Origin of the sequence: Phocaeicola faecicola (assembly GCF_013618865.1) — a bacterium.
GTDB classification, from domain to species: Bacteria; Bacteroidota; Bacteroidia; order Bacteroidales; family Bacteroidaceae; genus Phocaeicola; species Phocaeicola faecicola.
In genome coordinates this window covers 19791-38268 of record NZ_JABSOE010000028.1, presented here as the reverse complement: position 1 = coordinate 38268, position 18478 = coordinate 19791, and the positions used below count along the sequence as shown (strand labels likewise).

Below are 18478 nucleotides of genomic sequence, written 5' to 3'. Positions count from 1 at the left end.
ATGCAGAATTTGGAATGGCAGCAGCGTACAGAGATATTGCTGGGCAAAGAGAAAATGGAGCGGTTGCGCAAGGCGCATGTGCTGGTAGTGGGTGTAGGAGGTGTTGGAGCGTATGCGGCCGAAATGATTTGCCGTGCGGGAGTGGGGCAGATGACCCTGGTGGATGCCGATACGGTGCAGCCAACCAATATCAACCGTCAGTTGCCGGCTACGCATTCCGTACTGGGAAAGCCGAAGGCAGAGGTGCTGGCAGCGCGTTTCCGTGACATCAATCCGGATTTGAAACTTACGGTATTGCCGGTTTACCTGAAGGATGAGGCCATACCGGAACTTCTCGACAGTGCGCACTTCGATTTTATCGTGGATGCTATTGATACGGTGGCTCCGAAGTGTTACCTTATTTACCATGCCCTGCAGCGCGGACTGAAAATTGTAAGCAGCATGGGGGCGGGTGCGAAGCGCGACATTACGCAGGTCCGTTTCGCCGACCTGTGGGAGACTTATCATTGCGGGCTGAGCAAGGCCGTGCGCAAGCGCCTGCAGAAAATGGGAATGAAGCGCCGCTTGTCGGTGGTGTTCAGTACCGAACAGGCCGATCCGGAGGCTGTGATTCTGGTGGAGAATGAACAGAACAAGAAGTCGACTGCCGGTACCGTCAGCTACATGCCGGCGGTGTTCGGATGTTATCTGGCAGAATATGTGATTCGTAAACTTTAAGTGGGAGTATGATTCAGTTAGAAGGTATCACCAAGAGCTTCGGCTCGTTGCAGGTCTTGAAGGGAATAGACCTGACCATCCGTCAGGGAGAGGTAGTCAGCATCGTGGGGCCCAGTGGAGCCGGTAAGACTACGCTGCTGCAGATTATGGGAACGCTGGACAAGGCCGACGGAGGCCGTATCTGTATTCACGATACGGAGGTCGGCCGGTTGAGCGAGCGTGAACTGGCCCGTTTCCGCAACAAGGAAATCGGTTTTGTGTTTCAGTTTCACCAGTTGCTGCCCGAGTTTACGGCCTTGGAGAATGTGATGATTCCTGCCTTGATTCAGGGAGTGTCTTCGGGTGAGGCTACCCGTCATGCAAAGGAGATGCTTGAATTTCTGGGACTGGCCGACAGGGCTTCTCATAAGCCGGCAGAACTGTCGGGAGGGGAGAAGCAGCGGGTGGCTGTGGCCCGGGCGTTGATCAACCATCCTTCGGTCATCCTGGCCGATGAGCCTTCGGGCAGTCTGGATACGCACAACAAGGAGGAACTGCACCGGTTGTTCTTCGACCTGCGCGACAAGCTGGGACAGACGTTTGTGATTGTGACGCACGACGAGTCTCTGGCGGCACAGACCGACCGCACGATTCACATGCTCGACGGATATATCAAGGAAGAAGAGAAAGAATAACGCCGGTTACCGGAAGGTCCGGATATCGGAACAGAAAGTTGCCTGAAGCGGTGGAGCCACTCATTGCCCCGTGGTCAGGAAAAGCAGCGAGCCCCCGTTCGCCTCCCTCTGCAGGGAAGGAAAACGGGGGCTCGTTGTGTGCAGGAATCCGTCTGTCCGGATCAGAAAGCAATCTGTACCACCTCCGGATTATGATCCGACAGGAAGGGACCGCCAGGAGTTTCCTGCGGAATGTAACTGCTCTTGACCTTTATCTGCGGAGTGACAAAGATAAAGTCGATTTTCTCGCAGGAGTCGGGAACGATGCGGCCGAAATCGTGGAAGGTATAGCTGGCACCGGTCGTTTGTGCGGCTTCCTTGTGGGCATCCTTCAGCACGAATTCGTTGGTCGTAATGGTCTGGTAAGCCTCCGAACGGTCGTTGACGTTGAAGTCGCCGGTCAGCACGGCAGGCTGGTCGCCCACAATCTCCTTGATCTTGTCGATAATCAGCAGGGCACCTTTTCTTCTGGCTTCCGTACCTACGTGGTCGAAGTGGGTGTTGACGGCCATGAAAATCTTTCCGCTCTGTTTGTCTTTCAGTTTGGCCCAGGTGGCAATGCGCGTGCAGGCACCGTCCCAGCCGATGAATCCTACACTGTCGGGATACTGTGACAGCCAGAAGGTATTGCTGTCGAGCACCTCAAAGCGGTCTTTCTTGTAGAATAAGGGGGCATATTCTCCCTGTGTCTTGCCGTCTTCACGGCCCACACCGATTTCCGCATATTCCGGCAACCGTTCTTTCAGGTCTTCCAGCTGACCGTGGAGGACTTCCTGCATGCCCACGATGTCCATGTCTTGCGTACGGATGAAGCTGGCCACGCTATCTTTACGGTAGGTCCAGCTGTTCAGGCTGTCTCCCGGATTGTCGTAACGGATGTTGAAGGTACCCCAGGTAAGTTCCGTAGGCTGGGGAGTAGAAGTGCAGGATACTGCTGCCAGGGCTGCCAGTCCGGCAACCAGAGGTAAAAACTGTTTTTTCATATTGATTGAGTTGTTTAAAGTTATTTCCGGTTTTTGTTGGGTTTTCTTATAAAAACACCTGTCTCCGGATAATTACTTACCGGGAGGTGGCAGGTGTATAAAAAAAACTTCTTACCTTTACTGCAAAGATAATAAATATGAGTCATATAGAACTGGGAAAATACAATAGAATGGAAGTCGTGAAGGAAGTCGACTTCGGCATGTATCTGAATGGAGACGAAGACGGTGAAATCCTGCTTCCGAAGCGTTATGTACCCGAAGGCTGCAAGCCGGGGGATGTGCTGAATGTATTTGTCTACCTGGATATGGAGGAACGTCTGGTGGCTACTACCTTGCAGCCGCTGGCGCAGGTGGGTGAGTTTGCCTGTCTGGAGGTGGCCTGGGTGAATGAGTACGGGGCTTTCCTCGACTGGGGACTGATGAAGGATCTTTTTGTGCCTTTCCGCGAACAGAAGGCGAAGATGCACAAGGGAGGAAGATACGTGGTGCACGTGCATCTGGACGACGAGAGTTACCGCATCGTGGCTTCGGCCAAGGTGGAGCGTTACCTGTCGAAGGAGCGTCCGGCCTATAAGAGGGGCGATGAGGTGGAGGTGCTGGTATGGCAGCAGACCGACCTGGGATACAAGGTGATTGTGGACAACCGTTTCAGCGGATTGCTGTACCGCAACGAAATCTTTACGCAGGTAGAGGTGGGAATGCGGACGAAGGCGTATGTGAAGCGGGTTCGCGAGGACGGAAAGATCGACCTGGAACTGCAGAAGCGGGGTGCGGAACGGGTGGAAGATTTCTCGGAAGTCCTGCTGCAGTATATCCGGGAGCAGGGAGGAGCGATTGCCCTGAACGACAAAACGGATGCCGGAGTGATTTACGATACCTTCGGAGTCAGCAAGAAAACCTTCAAGAAAGCGGTAGGCGACCTGTACAAGAAGCGCCTGATTGTGTTGGGTGACGAGGGTATCCGCCTGGCCGAATAGGCAGAGAACCCTATCAGAAATAGGAATCTCCCTACCGGACAATGGGGAGATTCTGTTGCAGGAGGATTTTTATCCTCCTATTTTTGTATCATCACAATAAAGTCACAGGATTATGAAAAAGAAGTATGTCATTTTATGTATGATCGTTTGTCTGATAGGGGTACTGCCGGTGTCGGCGTCCGGACTGGGTGACATCCGCCTGAATGCACGTTTTCTGACCGACCGGATGGCTTTTGAACTGAGCCTGAACCAGTCGCAATACGATGATCTGTTTGAGATCAATTTTGACTTTCTGAACAGTGTCGATCCTTACCTGACGGGGATGGCCCGCAGTGAGGCAGCGGCGCTGACTGCCTATTACCGCTTCCTGGATGAGCGGAACGACGACCTGCGCTGGATTCTTTCGGAGATGGCGTATGCCCGTTTCCTGGCACTGGAGCATTTTTTCCGCCCGGTATATGCGGTAAATAATGTCTGTTACCTGAGGGTATATAAGGTGTATCCGGACCATGCTCATTTCTATTTCGGGCGTCCGGTGCATTATTATTCTTATTGTGGCGGGCACAGCCGCCGTCATTGCGGAGGAGCCAGCTATTATCACCGTTTCTACGGCAAGAAGTATCATCATGTAGTATATCACGGCAATTTCCGTTGCCGGCCGGAGTTCCGCCGTCACGATTTTGTGGTGCCGGGTCCGTCGCATCGTCCGGTTTCGCCTGCCCGTCCTTCGCATCCGGGAGTGCGTCCTTCCCGTCCGTCGGGAGTACCGTCTTATCCGGCAGCACAGCCTCCTCGTCCGGCTGTCCGTCCGTCACGGCCGGAGACTCGTCCGTCGCATCCGGGAATACGTCCTTCCCGCCCGGAGACCCGTCCTTCGAAACCGGCACGTCCGGAAGTGCGTCCTTCGCATCCGGAGTTCCGTCCTTCTTCTCCGGTCCTCCGTCCTTCTCGTCCGGAGACTCGTCCTTCGAAACCGGCAGTAAGGCCTTCACGCCCCGAAACGCGTCCGTCACGGCCTGCTGTACGTCCTTCCCGTCCGGAGGCTCGTCCCTCACGACCGGGAAACAGCAGCAGTCGCCGTTCTTCGGATAAGGGAAAACGGGAGGGAGTTTCTTCCGCCCGTATCGTCGACCGTTCGGTCCGTCCGCTCTGAGCGGCAGCGGTTATCCCAGGTTCAACTGGTAGTCGATTACATCGAGCCAGCGTCCGAATTTTCGGCCCACCTGCCGGAAATGGGAGACCTGGGTAAATCCGAGGCGTTCGTGGAACCGCCGGCTCCCTTCGTTCTCGGCAGTGATGTCGGCTATCAGGACCTTGCAGCCGTTTTTCCGGCAGTCTTCGATGAGTTGCTTCATCAGTGCTTTGCCGATGCCTTTTCCGGTATGTTCCGGATCGAGGTAGATGGTAATTTCCCAGGTCTGGCTGTAGGCAGCCTTACTCTTCCAGGGATGTGCGTAGCAGTATCCGGCAATGTCTTCTCCGGTGTCGTAGACTAGGAAAGGAAAGCGGGTAGCAACCTCAAAAATGAGGCGGTCAATCTCGGAAGAGGGGACAGGAAGGAGGTCGAAGGTAGCGGTGCTTTCCTGCACGTAATGGTTGTAGATGGCGGTCAGTGCATCGCTGTCGAAAAGAGTAACGGTTCGTATCATTCGGATAAGTAGTTTGATGTATAACGGAAACAAAGGTAGTAAAATATTTCATAGTGTGTCGAAAAGGGAAAGCGGGGTTTCAAGGGGAAACCGTTGTTTTTCCTTTTTCTTTTTTAAAAAGACGAAGTGGGAGAGGGTGAAGGAAAGAGAAGATAGTTAAAACCCGCGCCGGAAGGTCGGACAACCTCCCGGCGCGGGTCATGCGACTTCCGTATGTGGGCCGGAGAACCGGCCTACGGAAGTCGGAAAATTCATAAAAGTCTGTCCGGATGACTCCGGTGGTGTTTTCATCTTAACTTTTCGGCCAGATACTGTCCGGTATAGGAAGCGGCACAGCGGGCAACTTCCTCGGGGGTACCGCAGGCAACGAGGTTGCCGCCTTTGTCTCCGCCTTCCGGACCCAGGTCGATGAGGTAGTCGGCGCATTTGATGACATCCAGGTTGTGCTCGATGATGACTACGGTATGTCCGCGTGCAATCAGGGCATCGAAGGCATAGAGCAGCTTCTTGATGTCGTGGAAATGCAGACCGGTAGTCGGTTCGTCGAATACGAAGATGGTAGGCTGGTTCTTCTCGCAACTCAGGAAATAGGCCAGTTTGACACGCTGGTTTTCTCCTCCCGAAAGGGTAGAGGACGACTGTCCCAGCTTGATGTACCCCAGTCCCACTTCCTGCAGGGGCTGTAGTTTCTTGACAATCTTTTTCTGTCCGTATTCGCTGAAGAACTCGATGGCCTGGTTGACCGTCATCTCCAGGATGTCGTAGATGTTCTTCCCCTGGAACTGTACTTCCAGCGTATCGTTCTTGAAACGCTTTCCGTGGCACGATTCACACTCCAGGACGAGGTCGGCCATGAACTGCATTTCTACCGTAACCGTTCCTTCTCCCTTGCATTCCTCGCAGCGTCCTCCTTCGGTGTTGAAAGAGAAGTGACCTGCGCCGTATCCCATCTGCTTGGCCAGCGGCTGGTCGGCAAAGAGTTTCCGGATTTCGTCGTAGGCCTTGAGGTAGGTCACCGGATTGCTTCGGGAGGATTTTCCGATGGGGTTCTGGTCGACAAACTCAATGTCGCTCACTGCCGAGAGGTCGCCTCCGAGTGAGACAAATTCTCCGGGACGGTCGCTGCTTTCGCTGTATTCGCGCTTGACGGCCTTGTAGAAGATGTCGCGTACCAGGGTACTCTTTCCCGAACCGCTGACGCCGGTGACTACGGTCATGACGTTCAGCGGGAAGCGTACGTCGATTCCCTTCAGGTTGTTTTCGCGGGCTCCCTTGATTTCAATGTAATTGTTCCAGGAGCGGTGGGTCAGCGGCGGATCGATGGTTTCTTCGCCCAGCAGGTACCTGACGGTATGGCTGCGGCTGCCTTTCTGCAGGTCTTTCATGTCGCCCTGGTAGACGATTTCTCCTCCCAGTCGTCCGGCATCCGGACCGATATCGATGATGTAGTCGGCTGCGCGGATGATTTCTTCATCGTGCTCTACCACTACTACGGTATTTCCTAATTGCTGCAGCTGGCGCAGTACCTTGACCAGGCGGTCGGTGTCGCGGCTGTGAAGACCGATACTGGGTTCGTCCAGTATGTATAGTGAGCCTACCAGACTGCTGCCGAGTGAGGTGGCCAGGTTGATTCGCTGACTTTCACCTCCCGAGAGTGAGTTGCTTGGGCGGTTCAGGGTCAGATAACCCAGTCCGACGTCGTCGAGGAAGGCCAGCCGGTTATTGATTTCGTTGAGCAGGCGCTTCGCCACGGCTGCATCGTGCGCATCCAGCTGCAGGGTGCGGAAGAACTCGCGGAGCTGCTGTACGGGCATTTCCACCAGTTCGGAGATGTGGCGTCCGCCGACTTTGACATAGAGGGCTTCTTTCTTGAGGCGGCTGCCCTTGCATTCGTGACACACGGTTTTTCCACGGTAGCGGGCCAGCATGACACGGTACTGGATTTTGTACTGGTTTTCTTCCAGCATTTTGAAGAAGGAATCGATGCAGGCCTTGTTGCGCGGGCCGTGCCACAGGTAATCTTTCTGTGCCTGGGTGAGCTCGTAGTACGGAGCAAAGATCGGGAAGTCGTGTGCCGGTGCTTCCTGAAGGAATTCGTTCAGCCATTCTCCCATCTTCTCTCCCCGCCAGCACATCACGGCACCGTCGTACACACTCAGGGCACGGTTCGGGATGACCAGGTGCTCGTCGATTCCGATTACCTTTCCAAAGCCTTCGCAGACCGGGCAGGCTCCCACAGGTGAATTGAAGGAAAACATCTGGTCGGTCGGTTCGCTGAAGGTCATTCCGTCGGCTTCGAACTTGGTACTGAAACTGTGGAGCTTGGTGGTGCCGTCAGGCAGATAGAACCGCAGCAGGCAGGCACCGTCGCCTTCGTACATGGCGGTTTCTGCCGAGTCGGTGAGTCGGCTGATGCTGTCTTTGGCATTGTCGCAGCTCATACGGTCTATCAGCAGGTAAATCTGGTCGTCTGCCTGTTCCTGATAGTCTTCGATGCGTACCATCTCTCCGTTGACCTCCAGTCGGGTGAAGCCTTGCTTCATGTCCATTTCAATCTGTTCGGCACAGGTCCTTCCGTCGCGGGGAAGAAGAGGGGCAAGGACAGTGTATCGTGTACCCGCAGGATACGACAGCATGCAGTTGACGATGTCTTCGGGACTGTCTTTCTTGACCAGCGTACCGCTGATGGGGGAGTAGGTCTTTCCGATGCGTGCGAACAGCAGCCGCAGGTACTCATAGATTTCGGTAGAGGTACCTACCGTAGAACGGGGGTTGCGGCTGATGACCTTCTGCTCGATGGCAATGGCAGGAGGAATCCCCTTGATAAAGTCGCACTCGGGTTTGCTCATCCGTCCCAGAAACTGACGGGCATACGAAGAAAGGCTTTCTACATACCTGCGCTGCCCTTCGGCATACAGGGTATCGAAGGCGAGCGAGGATTTCCCCGAACCGGAGAGACCGGTAATGACTACCAGTTTGTTGCGGGGAATGTCGACATCGATGTTCTTCAGGTTGTTGACTTTCGCTCCCTTTATGGAAATATAATTGTTTTCTGACATAGAATAGTTCGTTTGTTATTGGAAAGGCAAAGATAGCCAAAACTGAGCATATTTCTGCCTGCAAAATCCGTTTGCTTCTGTTAAAATGGATATCCGATGGCGAAATGGATGCCCATTCCGTCTTTAAAGTTCGGAATGTTGTAATAGCCTCGCTTGCCGGTTTCGTAAGGCACGTGCAGGGCAATTCCCCAGTCCAGACGCAGTATCAGGAACGAGAGGTCGTAACGGATACCGATACCTGTACCTACCGCCCAGTTGTCGAAGAACTTGCTGAAGGTAAATTCGGCTCCCGGACGGGCTTCATCCTTGCGCATCAGCCATACGTTTCCGGCATCCAGGAAGACGGCTCCGTTCAGATTACCCCCGAAAAGGTTCGACATCATCCGGAAACGGTATTCCAGGTTGGCTTCCAGTTTGATGTCTCCGGTTTCGTCTACGTACGAGTAGCTGGAATTCTCCGAAGGATGGAAGCGTCCCGGACCGATGGAGCGGATGGTAAAGGCACGGATACTGTTGGCACCACCCACGTAAAATTGTTCGTTGTAGGGGGCGATGGTCTTGTTTCCGTAAGCCCAGACTACTCCGGCCATGAATCGTCCGGCGAGCTGTTGCTTCTCACTGATCTGGTACAGCGGACGTATCTCGGAGGTGAATTTGAGGAATTGGGCGAAAGGCGTTCCCAGGAACTCCTTGTCACGGGTATTGAAGCCTTTTCCGCATGCCATATAGATAAGGGAAGTCACGTTACCGGCCGAGGTGATGGAATTCTCCCACCAGGTACGGATGCGTTTCTTCATCCACGAGTTGTCGTAGGTGAACGTGTAAGTCACCGAAGGAATGAACTGGTCGCTCAAACTGTGGAACAGCATCGGATTGGCCTCTGCAATGGAGTCGAAGGCAGCGGTACGTCTCTGCAGGTGGTTGAAAGCCAGGTGCAGTGGCGTAACGGTATGCTTCATGCTTCTCGACGGCTGGAAACTGTAGGAAACGGTTCCTCCGAACGAGAGCATCTTGAAGTAGCGGGCACGGTTGACCTGCTCGGCATAAATCTTGAAGTTGGTCTGCGACGGGAAGCGGAACGGATCGATGCGGTCCCTGATCCACGGCAGTACCAGACGGGGAAACTCCAGTGACAGGGAGGTTCCCAGTTCGTAGGAGTTCATGACAGAACTCTCACCGTCGACCGTCGAACTGGTCTGCCATTCGTAAGAGCCCCTGAGCTCCAGGTTCAGCGAGGCACCCATTCTGCGGAAGTTCCTGCGCGACAGACTGAAGAAGGCTCCCGGACCGGTCTGCTTCGTACTTTTGGTCTTTACGTTCAACTCCAGTTCGCTGTTGTACGGCAAATCGAACATGGCATTGACACGTATGTCAAGGGTATCTCCGCCGTTGCTTCTCGGGGTATACTGAAATTCACTGAATTTGAAGACTCCCAGACGTGCCAGGGCTTCCTGGGTATAATTCTGCCGGAGCTGTGAATACTTTTCGCCACTCCGGTAGATGAACCGCTTGCGCAATACACCGTATTTGATTCCCGGTTTCTTTCCGGCATAGTAAATGGTGAAATCCCTCAGTTTCAGAGAGTCGGTCGGGCGCTCGCCGTTGTATCCGGTGAGGTATACCGAGGTATGTCCCAGGCGATAGGTGCGGAGGGCTTCCTGCGGAATGTTGCTCTTCGGAACGATTTTCAGACTTACGTATCCCGGTCGCATGATTGTATCTGCCAGAATCGTAAGGAAATCGGTACGGGCATAATAATAGCCGTTGTCGCGCAGCAGGTCAATGATGCGCTGGCGTTCTTCGTTCAGGCGGAGTACGTTGAAATGGTCACCGCTGTGAATAAGGCGCTGACTGTCCGAACGGCGGATGAGGCTGTCGGCAAAGGGACTGAACTTTTCGTAGGTCAGCGTATCGATGTAATAAGGTTTTCCCATATCTATCTGATACGACACTTTGATTTCCTTCGGGTTCTTCAGGGTATCTACCTGGTAGGTGACCTTTCCGTCAAAATATCCGTAGTCGTGCAGCAGGTTGCTGGCTACCTTGGTTCGGGTGCCCGGATTGACCGTGGAAAGGTATACCGGGTCGGCTGCAATTTTCTTGAAAATCCATTTACCTACCCCCTTTTCGTATTTCTCGAAGCTGTTGTACGCCCAGAGACGGTAGGGAAGGATGAAACCGTACTTGGTAGTCTGTGTGACGGCTGCCGTGATTTCTTCCAGCGCCTGTTCACCGTTGCCGCTCTCATCCTGCGACAGCACGTCAATCTTTTTGATTCCCCGGTACAGCAGTTCGTCCTCCGGCAAATTCCTGGTCGTAGAGCAGGAGGCCGCTCCCAGCAGGAAGCATACGATTCCAATGATATGTAGTTTATTTATCTTCATCTTTTTCCTCTTTTTCCTGATTTCTTTGAGATTCTTTTTTCCGGGTCCTGAAAATGAACAATTCTCCCAGTTTGCTGACTTTTTTTCTCAGTACCACACCGGCTCCGGTTTCGATGACCTCGCCGTCGAGTACGCTTTCGTAATTCTTGTCGTGGAAGATCCGGACATAGCGCGTACCGCTTTTATCCAGACGGTATTCCAGTGAGACATTGTCGATGAACGACTCGTCCTGCTGTACGTTGTTTCCGGTTGATATTCTTCCTCCGATAACCACCTGGAAACGGTTGTTCCAGAAACGTTTCGCAAACTGGAAACTGTAGTCGGTGCTGGAAGTACCGGTCTCGCTCTGCTCGTTGGTCTCAACGCCCAGGTTGATATCAATCGTATTGAGAGCCTTTCCCGCCATCTTGTTGATCTGTCCCTGCAGGAAGTTGTTCAGTACGTTGGAAGAACTGGATTTGCCCAGCGAATTGCCGTCCGCCAGATACAGTCCCGTTACCAGCATGGTCACAGCCAGTTTGTTGCGCTCTTCCGCCGATTTGCTGGCCAGTTCATTCTGCATGGTTCCATCTTCCGGAGCCTCCAGCGTAAAGGTAAATGCCAGGTTCTCCAGTCGGTTGGTGATGCTCACTCCCACATCGAAGTTCACATTCCGCGAGTTGCCTCCCTCGGCCGTAACGGCAGCCCTCATTTTCTCCGTAGCCTTGATGTTCAGCTTCGGATTCATGAGGTTCCCGGCCCACTCGATGTAGCTGCCTTCCTGGATGTGGAAGGTCTTGAGCGGAATCACCGGCAACTGGTATTTCATTTCTCCGCTCATCAGCGAATACCGGCCGTTCAGTACCATGTTTCCGTCGGGCTGGTACTGGAACGAAAGGTCGCCTCCTCCTTCGAGCAACATGTAGTTGCTGCCGTCTTCGTTCAGGTCCACCCTTGCCTGTACCGCCTCGTCGATGTGCAGCGTCATCAGCATATCGATTCCTCCCAGTGAGAGGGTAGCCAGATTGCTTGGAGGAGCTGCCAGGGTATCACTGAAGTTGACAAAGGTGACCGTTTCATTCAGACGGTCCTCAATGGTCAGCGGAGAATCTTTCAGTACATACGTAAAGTTACTGCTTCCCAGGATATTGGCATTTCCCCTCATTTTCAGGTCGTCCGGATTACCCTTGATGGTTGAGTTGAAATCAATATACAGCTTTCCGTATACCAGTCCCTCCTTGGTACGCTTGGCATTCAGCAGCTCGAAGTTGCGTGCATTCATCTGCAGGTTGATACCCAGGGTATTCAGGTCTACGTCACCGTTGATGACAAACGGCGTCTGTCCTTTGGTGAAAATCTTGAAACGGTTGAATTTCAGCTTACTGTTGTCGATTACCAGCGGCTGGTCCTCCATCCTCAGTTGCAGTGAAGCCTGCGGCACATTGACTCCCACACTGTCGAGATTCAGTTTTCCGTTGATGACCGGACTGTCGGTAGCTCCAGAAATCGACAGTTTACCGTCCAGGTCGCCCGAAAGCAAGGCCATACGGTCGGGGATGAATGCATTCGCCAGATTCAGCGGCAGGTGCAGCAGTTCCATGTTGGCCTTCAGGAAATCCTTTTCCTGTGCCGACTGAGCCCCCCGGTACGAACCGTTCAAGGTCACAATCTCCTGTTCGTTGAGTGTCATGAAGCCGTCGATGCGGTGCGTTCCGTCAGTCTGCGGAAGATAGACCATACTCATGCCCCAGTCACCCATTGCCTGCTTGTTGTAAGCCAGCTGGTTGACACTCATTTCCGCCGATACCTGCATGTCCTCTTCCGTCTGTATGTAATGCATTTCGGCATTGATGAAGCCCGCTATATCCGGCATATACGGAATGATGCGCCGGAATTCGGCAATATTGATCTGGTTCAACGCCAGTGTCAGGTCCTGTTGTGCCAGTGAGTCGGGAGTCGAATACAATGACAGTCCCGAACGGTGCGAATCGAAGAGATTCAGGTTGGCATGTATCCTTCCCCGGTCGCTCAGGTAAATGTAATTATCCGGATTGGCCTGGAAAGTCCGGTAGACCAGCGTCGGATTATATGGCAAGATGTGCAGGCTGACTCCTTCTTTCTGCAGCAAAGCCTTGATGCCCAGATTCACTCCCTGCTCCTTCTTTTCATTCAGGTAAACGATGTTCATGTCGCCTTCCGATACCCCGAACCGGCTGGTCAGTGCCACTTCAAAGCCTTCCTGCCACTTGTTGGGCAGTGCCTTTACTCCACTGTAGAATCTGATGTCGGCCGTATCCGACTGTGTATGGAAGTAGATGGTATCCAGTTTCAGGCTGTCCGTGCGGAAGCCGTACAGGTCGGCCTTTCCGTTGATACCCTCCTGGGGAGAAGTCCGGAAGGTTACGGACAACTTGTCGTACTTGATATGGTTTGCCGACAGGAAGTTGTACAACGGATTGTTCGTTCCGGCATACATTCCCAGTTGTGCCGACGGAAGGATTTCCCGGATTACTTTTTGCTGAATCTGCTTCTTCTCCCATTGCGAAGACACCTCTGCAATCAGCCGCTCGACATGGCCGGTCAGTTTATCCAGGGAATTCTGTGACCTCAGCCAGAACACCAGGTCACCTGCATTGACAAAACTCCGTATGGAGTCGGGGCTCAGGTTGACTCCGGCATGGATATCCTTAGGAGTATACTGTGCCTGTACCGTCTTTATGCGGATATCTTTGATACTGGCTTCCAGCCGGTGCCGGCTGTTCAGGTCTGTCTGGAATTTCGATTCCAGCCGGAGCGACGGACTTACCCAGTTCTCTGTCATCTTCAGGGCCTGCAAATCCACCTGATTGATGTCTGTCTGCAGGCTTCCCTGGATTTTCTGAGAGGTAATCTTGCCCAGGAAAGTCGCTTGGGCATTCATCAGCTCGTTGTCGATAAGCAAGGTGGTGTGGGCCGTATTTTCCTTATAATCCGCCTCAAAGTCAATGCCCGACAGGTGATATTTTCCATATTGCAGGTGTTCGATGCCTCCCTTCACGGCAGCCAGTGTCTGCGGAGAGAAGAAATCGAAGCCCTGTCCCTGTGCCGACATGGAGGCAGACAGGCAATAGAGCGAATCCTGTGCGATAAAATCGCTTACATTCAGCGAATCGATGTGCATCTGTACGTCATACGCATCGTTCTGCAACTGATAGGTTGCGTTCAGATTCACCTTTCCTTCCTTGTTTTCTGTCAGCAGGTGCATTTCAGTACCCAGTTGCGAGCCCATGACCGAAACCTTTCCGTCGAGCTGCAATCCCTGTGGAATGTGTACCCCCGAGAGAGTCTTATTCAGGAAGTCCATATTTTGCGTTTGCAGCGCAAGGTCGATGTTACCGTTGCGCCGGATACTGTCTATCGGATAATCCACGCTTCCGCTGGCCTGGAAACTGAAGGTTTCAGGAATGGACAGCGACAGCGAAGAGAGTTTCACCCGGTTCAGACTTCCGTCCACTCCGGCACGAATCTGTATCGGCTGGTTGGGATAATCGGCCATCAGACTGTCTCCGCTTTCTCCAAGTACCTTTTTCAGGTCGTTTTTCCCGATATCCGCCAGAAAACGCGCATAGATACTGCCCTCTTTTCCTTTTTCGGCAGCATCCCAGTCCATGGAAGCCTTCAGTTCCATGTGCGAATCGGCAGTCTTGATGGTCAGACCGGGTACGTGCAACGAGTGGCTGTCGGATACCAGCCGTCCCTGTGTAGACAGAATTTCCAGTCCGGAACGCTCTTTCAGGACGAAGTTTCGGATTTGAGCATGTATGTCCTGTGGAGCATAGCGCACGGAGTCGAGCGACAGGTTCAGGTTAGTGATTTCCAGGTGCGCCGGGTCCAGTCCGCTGGCCGGAGCCTCGTTCTGATTGCTGTGGAAGGCAATCCGGCTTCCCTTTAACTGGAAGCTCTGTGCGCCATAAGCCGACTCGTGCAAGTCGACGGTTCCGTTCTTCAGAGAGGCTTCCTGCAAGGCTATGTCCATGTCGAGGGTATCGAGCGGCATCTGCATCCGGAAAGAAACGTTCCGGAAACGAATATCCTCCAGTTGTATTTTCCAGTAGATTGGAGCGGAGGCTGCCGTATCTGCCGCTGTCGTATCCGCCAGGCTCATGAAAAGATGCGTGTCCTCCAGTTGCAGCTGGTTGACAATTGCCGTTTCCGGACTCAGGGCCACACCGTGCGAGGTGACGAAAAGTCGTCCGAGATTCCCTTTCAGCGTCATTCCTTCTATCAGTCCGGCTGTGTTCACTGAAGCCTTTTCCAGTTCCAGTCCGTCCAGTTCGATCTGCTTTTTCAACAGAGGCCACATCTGTACTTGCACCGTCAGTTTTTCGGCCTTCAAGACCGTCAGCTCCTTATCCTTTACTTCGGTCTGGTGAACCACCAGGTCGAGCGGGAATGACAGGGAGATTCTTCCGATTGAGATATCCATGCCTGTAGCTTCGGAGGCATATTGGGTGGCCGTTCTCACCATGAAATTCTGAATCGGCGGAATATAGATGAGAATACAGAGTATGATGAACAGAATGAATGGGACAGAGATAGCAATGCCTGTCCACCGGATATATTTTTTCATGTGCGAATTGACATTTATATGATTGCGAATATATATAAAATAACTGAATATACCGATATTTTGTTTAAGAACAATTCCTTTTGTGTCACATTTATTTTTTAACTTTGTGGCAATCAATAACCAATATTAAAGAAACTAAGTATGAAACCAACATTATTTGTATTGGCTGCCGGAATGGGAAGCCGTTACGGAGGTCTGAAACAGCTTGATGGACTGGGTCCTAGCGGAGAAACAATCATGGACTATTCAATCTTTGATGCCCTCAGAGGTGGATTTGGTAAACTGGTATTTGTGATCCGTCGTGACTTTGAAGCTGATTTCCGTGAAAAAATTGTCAGCAAATACGAAAATCATATTCCAGTAGAAGTGGTGTTCCAGGACATCGACAACCTGCCGGAAGGATTTACTTGTCCGGAAGGACGTGTAAAACCTTGGGGTACCAATCATGCCGTACTGATGGGTAAGGATGTCATCAAGGAACCTTTTGCGGTAATCAACGCCGACGACTTCTACGGTCGTGACAGTTTTGCGGTTTTGGGAAAATACCTGTCTGAACTTCCTGAAAACAGCAAGAACGACTACTGCATGGTAGGTTTCCGTATCGGTAACACCTTGTCGGAAAGTGGTACAGTTGCCCGCGGTATCTGTGCTGCCGATGAAAAGAACCACCTGACTACCGTAGTAGAGCGTACTGAAATCAAACGTATCGATGGCGTGGTTTCTTACAAGGATGAAAACGGAGAATGGGTAGGCGTAGAAGACAATACACCTGTTTCTATGAACATGTGGGGATTCACTCCGGATTACTTCAAGTATTCAGAAGATTATTTCGTAGAATTCCTGAAAGCCAACAGCGGCAACCTGAAGGCAGAATATTTCATTCCGTTGATGGTAAACAAACTGGTGAACGAAGGTACAGCTACTGTAAAGGTACTGGATACTACTTCTAAGTGGTTTGGTGTGACTTATGCAGCCGACCGTCAGAGCGTAGTAGACAAGTTGCAGGCATTGGTAGACGCTGGTGAATATCCTGCCAAGTTGTTCTGATCATCGCGTGTTCATACACTGAGATAGATATTAAAAAGCACGGAATTTCCGTGCTTTTTAAGTTTTGGGAAAACTGTTAACCGAAAATATGAAATGCATATGAAAAAGAATTTTATCTGGGGATTGCTGCTGGCAGCGTGTTTATTTTCTTGTCAGAACAAGCATGAGCATCTTGATGAGTTCAAGGAATTTGTCGAAAAAATCGAGGATGAATGCGATGACTATACCCTGAATGACTGGGAAAAGGCCGACAAGGAGTTTTCCAGACTTACCCGCCATGCCGAGGACTGGCTGGAGGAGCTGTCGGTGGAAGAGCGCCTGAAGGTGGCGAAGTATCAGGCTACCTATGCAGCCATGAAGGCAAAGGCCGAGGTGGAGAAACTGGGCAAGAGCCTTAAGGAATCGGGCCGTCAGCTGAAAGAAGCGATAGAAGATGAGGATTAAGCGAGTGTGCGGATGCAGGCTGCAGTCAGGACGGTGTCACTGCCGGGATAAGACAGGGAAAAACTCACCGCAGAGAAAGCCTCTGGTACGACAAAAATGCTTCTGACTTTCAGAACGGAGCGGCTATAAAAAACAAAAAGAGAGTAATGCTCAATTACTCTCTTGCGATTAATACTAAAGTACTTGTCCTTATCGGGTGTACTGGTTCATTGCCAATGCACTCCACTGCAAGTTCTTTTTAATTGTCCTGAAAAAATTTTTTACCTGTTTCATAATGTTATCCTTTCTTTAGTTGTTTAGTTACCTCTCCTCACGGAGATAAGCGTGTTGTATTTTACCTATTGTAATAATTTTCGCTGTAATTATTCTCTCTTATTATGTTTTACAACACAAAGGTACGCTTGTTTTTTTGATAAAAAATATTTTAGGACATGAAAATAAATATCCGTGCCGTTTTCTTGATATGAGTCAAGCAAACGGCACGGATATTGAAATATAGGCGTATTATCGACCTCTTTTAAGGAATCAGCAACGACGAATCTCCATAGCTCAGGAAGCGGAAGTCATGCTCCAGGGCATACTGATAAATGGGCTTCCAGTTGCCTTTAGTAAAGGCCGAAACCAGCAGCAGCAGCGTGCTCTGTGGCTGGTGGAAATTGGTAATCATCTGCTGTACAATCTGATATTCATATCCCGGAGCGATAATGATCTGCGTGCTGGTGTGCAGGGCATCCAGTCCGTTCCGGTCCATGTAGCGGGCTATCTCCGTCAATGCCTCCACCGGAGTCAGTTTCAGTTCCGTTTCATACGGCTGCCACTGGTTGACGTGCAGTTCCTCTTGTGTAGCCTCCGGATGCTGCCGAAGCGTCACTCCGATGTGATACAGGCTTTCCAGTGTACGTACGGAAGTGGTTCCCACCGCCGTAGCCTTTCCTCCGTGAGCAATCAGCTTGTCGATGGTCGAGCGGTTGACCGAGATGTATTCCGTATGCATGTCATGTCCCTGTATCTCTTCGCTCTTTACGGGCTTGAACGTACCGGCACCTACGTGCAGGGTCACCTCCTCCAGTTCTACTCCCTTGTTTCTCAAAGCCTCCAGTACCCTTTCGGTGAAATGCAGTCCTGCAGTAGGAGCAGCTACGGAACCTTTGATTTTTGAATATACCGTCTGATAGGTTTCCTTGTCGCTCTCCTGTGTCTCCCGGTTCAGGTACGGCGGAATCGGCAGTTCTCCGAACACTTCCAGGATATCGGCAAACGTAACCTCCTCGTTGTCCCAGGTAAAATCCACCCAGTGACTGGTTCCCCGGCATTCTCCACGGGTTGCCTTCAGGGTGAGGGTACGTCCCTTGACTGTCATTTCCTTGTGCAAGGCACCTTCCTTCCACTTCTTCAGGTTGCCTATCATGCACAGCCAGGCCGCATGACGGGTCTGCTGGAAGTTCAAGGCATAATCGTTCGGCTGGATGGGTTCCAGACAGAAGATTTCAATCAGTGCTCCGGTTTCCTTGCGGAAATGCAGACGGGCCTGAATCACTTTCGTATTGTTGAACACCATCAGCGTGCCTGCTTCCAGGTATTCGGGCAGTGAGATGAATTTGCTCTCACTGATTTCTCCCTTCCGGTATACCAGCAGCTTCGACTGGTCGCGCACAGGCAGTGGAAATTTGGCAATCCGCTCATCAGGCAGCGGATAATTGTAGTCGCTTATTCGGATATGTTTTGTTTCTTCCATACAAGTTTGATATCAATATATACTCCGGTAAGTTTATCTTATTGGCAAATAAGCCGGAAACGGGCACAAGCCTTCGCAGCCTGCATTCCTTTCCTGTCGCGGGGTATTTTCTGTTTAAAAATAGCGTCCAAAGATAGCGATTTTATTTTATATTCTTGGGGTGTGTGGAGATTGGAAAAGAA

The 18478-nt window shown here is 51.8% G+C and carries 12 protein-coding genes; 6 read left to right on the top strand and 6 right to left on the bottom strand.

Annotated features, from left to right (window positions below; translation table 11 throughout):
• Together H3001_RS09310 and H3001_RS09305 are read left to right on the top strand one after the other, a co-directional pair.
• On the top strand, nt 1-717 hold the full coding sequence (locus H3001_RS09310) for a tRNA threonylcarbamoyladenosine dehydratase (protein WP_394367803.1): 717 nt from the start codon (nt 1-3) through the stop codon (nt 715-717).
• Between the two features lie 8 nt (nt 718-725).
• Nucleotides 726-1391 carry an ABC transporter ATP-binding protein gene (locus H3001_RS09305; protein WP_178243649.1) on the top strand — a complete coding sequence of 222 codons (666 nt, stop codon included), beginning with the start codon at nt 726-728 and terminating at the stop codon, nt 1389-1391.
• Between the two features lie 161 nt (nt 1392-1552).
• On the opposite strand, the gene H3001_RS09300 is transcribed toward H3001_RS09305, so the two are convergent.
• Nucleotides 1553-2413: an endonuclease/exonuclease/phosphatase family protein gene (locus H3001_RS09300; RefSeq protein ID WP_178243648.1), complete on the bottom strand. Its 861-nt coding sequence runs from the start codon at nt 2411-2413 to the stop codon at nt 1553-1555.
• Nucleotides 2414-2550: 137 nt separating this feature from the next.
• Between H3001_RS09300 and H3001_RS09295 the strand changes: the two genes are divergently transcribed.
• Nucleotides 2551-3390: a CvfB family protein gene (locus H3001_RS09295; RefSeq protein ID WP_178243647.1), complete on the top strand. Its 840-nt coding sequence runs from the start codon at nt 2551-2553 to the stop codon at nt 3388-3390.
• Nucleotides 3391-3502: 112 nt separating this feature from the next.
• Complete coding sequence (locus H3001_RS09290; RefSeq protein ID WP_178243646.1) at nt 3503-4543, top strand: hypothetical protein; 1041 nt, start codon at nt 3503-3505, stop codon at nt 4541-4543.
• Nucleotides 4544-4553: 10 nt separating this feature from the next.
• Here the strand turns inward: H3001_RS09290 and H3001_RS09285 are convergent, their stop codons facing one another.
• The 4 genes from H3001_RS09285 to H3001_RS09270 form a co-directional block, all read right to left on the bottom strand.
• Nucleotides 4554-5039, bottom strand: a complete 486-nt coding sequence (locus H3001_RS09285; protein WP_181214762.1) for a GNAT family N-acetyltransferase — start codon at nt 5037-5039, stop codon at nt 4554-4556.
• A gap of 287 nt (nt 5040-5326) precedes the next feature.
• Entirely contained in the window at nt 5327-8098 is a 2772-nt protein-coding gene (uvrA, locus tag H3001_RS09280) for an excinuclease ABC subunit UvrA (RefSeq protein WP_181214761.1), read from the bottom strand.
• A gap of 80 nt (nt 8099-8178) precedes the next feature.
• A complete protein-coding gene (gene tamL / locus H3001_RS09275) occupies nt 8179-10482 on the bottom strand; it encodes a translocation and assembly module lipoprotein TamL (RefSeq protein ID WP_181214760.1) in 2304 nt (767 codons plus the stop codon).
• Nucleotides 10469-15070: a translocation/assembly module TamB domain-containing protein gene (locus H3001_RS09270; protein WP_181214759.1), complete on the bottom strand. Its 4602-nt coding sequence runs from the start codon at nt 15068-15070 to the stop codon at nt 10469-10471. The genes tamL and H3001_RS09270 overlap by 14 nt, the downstream gene beginning before the upstream one ends.
• 141 nt (nt 15071-15211) lie before the next feature.
• On the opposite strand from H3001_RS09270, the gene H3001_RS09265 reads away from it, so the two are divergent.
• Together H3001_RS09265 and H3001_RS09260 are read left to right on the top strand one after the other, a co-directional pair.
• On the top strand, nt 15212-16117 hold the full coding sequence (locus tag H3001_RS09265) for a glycosyltransferase family protein (protein WP_181214758.1): 906 nt from the start codon (nt 15212-15214) through the stop codon (nt 16115-16117).
• 99 nt (nt 16118-16216) lie between these two features.
• Nucleotides 16217-16561 carry a DUF6565 domain-containing protein gene (locus tag H3001_RS09260; RefSeq protein ID WP_178243640.1) on the top strand — a complete coding sequence of 115 codons (345 nt, stop codon included), beginning with the start codon at nt 16217-16219 and terminating at the stop codon, nt 16559-16561.
• Between the two features lie 517 nt (nt 16562-17078).
• Here H3001_RS09260 and H3001_RS09255 read toward each other — a convergent pair.
• Complete coding sequence (locus tag H3001_RS09255; RefSeq protein ID WP_178243639.1) at nt 17079-18296, bottom strand: S-adenosylmethionine:tRNA ribosyltransferase-isomerase; 1218 nt, start codon at nt 18294-18296, stop codon at nt 17079-17081.
• Nucleotides 18297-18478: the final 182 nt, after the last annotated feature.

Coding starts and splice junctions, on each gene's coding strand:
- H3001_RS09310 (WP_394367803.1), top strand. CDS start 1: ATGCAGAATTTGGAATGGCAGCAGCGTACAGAGATATTGCTGGGCAAA.
- H3001_RS09305 (WP_178243649.1), top strand. CDS start 726: ATGATTCAGTTAGAAGGTATCACCAAGAGCTTCGGCTCGTTGCAGGTC.
- H3001_RS09300 (WP_178243648.1), bottom strand. CDS start 2,413: ATGAAAAAACAGTTTTTACCTCTGGTTGCCGGACTGGCAGCCCTGGCA.
- H3001_RS09295 (WP_178243647.1), top strand. CDS start 2,551: ATGAGTCATATAGAACTGGGAAAATACAATAGAATGGAAGTCGTGAAG.
- H3001_RS09290 (WP_178243646.1), top strand. CDS start 3,503: ATGAAAAAGAAGTATGTCATTTTATGTATGATCGTTTGTCTGATAGGG.
- H3001_RS09285 (WP_181214762.1), bottom strand. CDS start 5,039: ATGATACGAACCGTTACTCTTTTCGACAGCGATGCACTGACCGCCATC.
- uvrA (WP_181214761.1), bottom strand. CDS start 8,098: ATGTCAGAAAACAATTATATTTCCATAAAGGGAGCGAAAGTCAACAAC.
- tamL (WP_181214760.1), bottom strand. CDS start 10,482: ATGAAGATAAATAAACTACATATCATTGGAATCGTATGCTTCCTGCTG.
- H3001_RS09270 (WP_181214759.1), bottom strand. CDS start 15,070: ATGAAAAAATATATCCGGTGGACAGGCATTGCTATCTCTGTCCCATTC.
- H3001_RS09265 (WP_181214758.1), top strand. CDS start 15,212: ATGAAACCAACATTATTTGTATTGGCTGCCGGAATGGGAAGCCGTTAC.
- H3001_RS09260 (WP_178243640.1), top strand. CDS start 16,217: ATGAAAAAGAATTTTATCTGGGGATTGCTGCTGGCAGCGTGTTTATTT.
- H3001_RS09255 (WP_178243639.1), bottom strand. CDS start 18,296: ATGGAAGAAACAAAACATATCCGAATAAGCGACTACAATTATCCGCTG.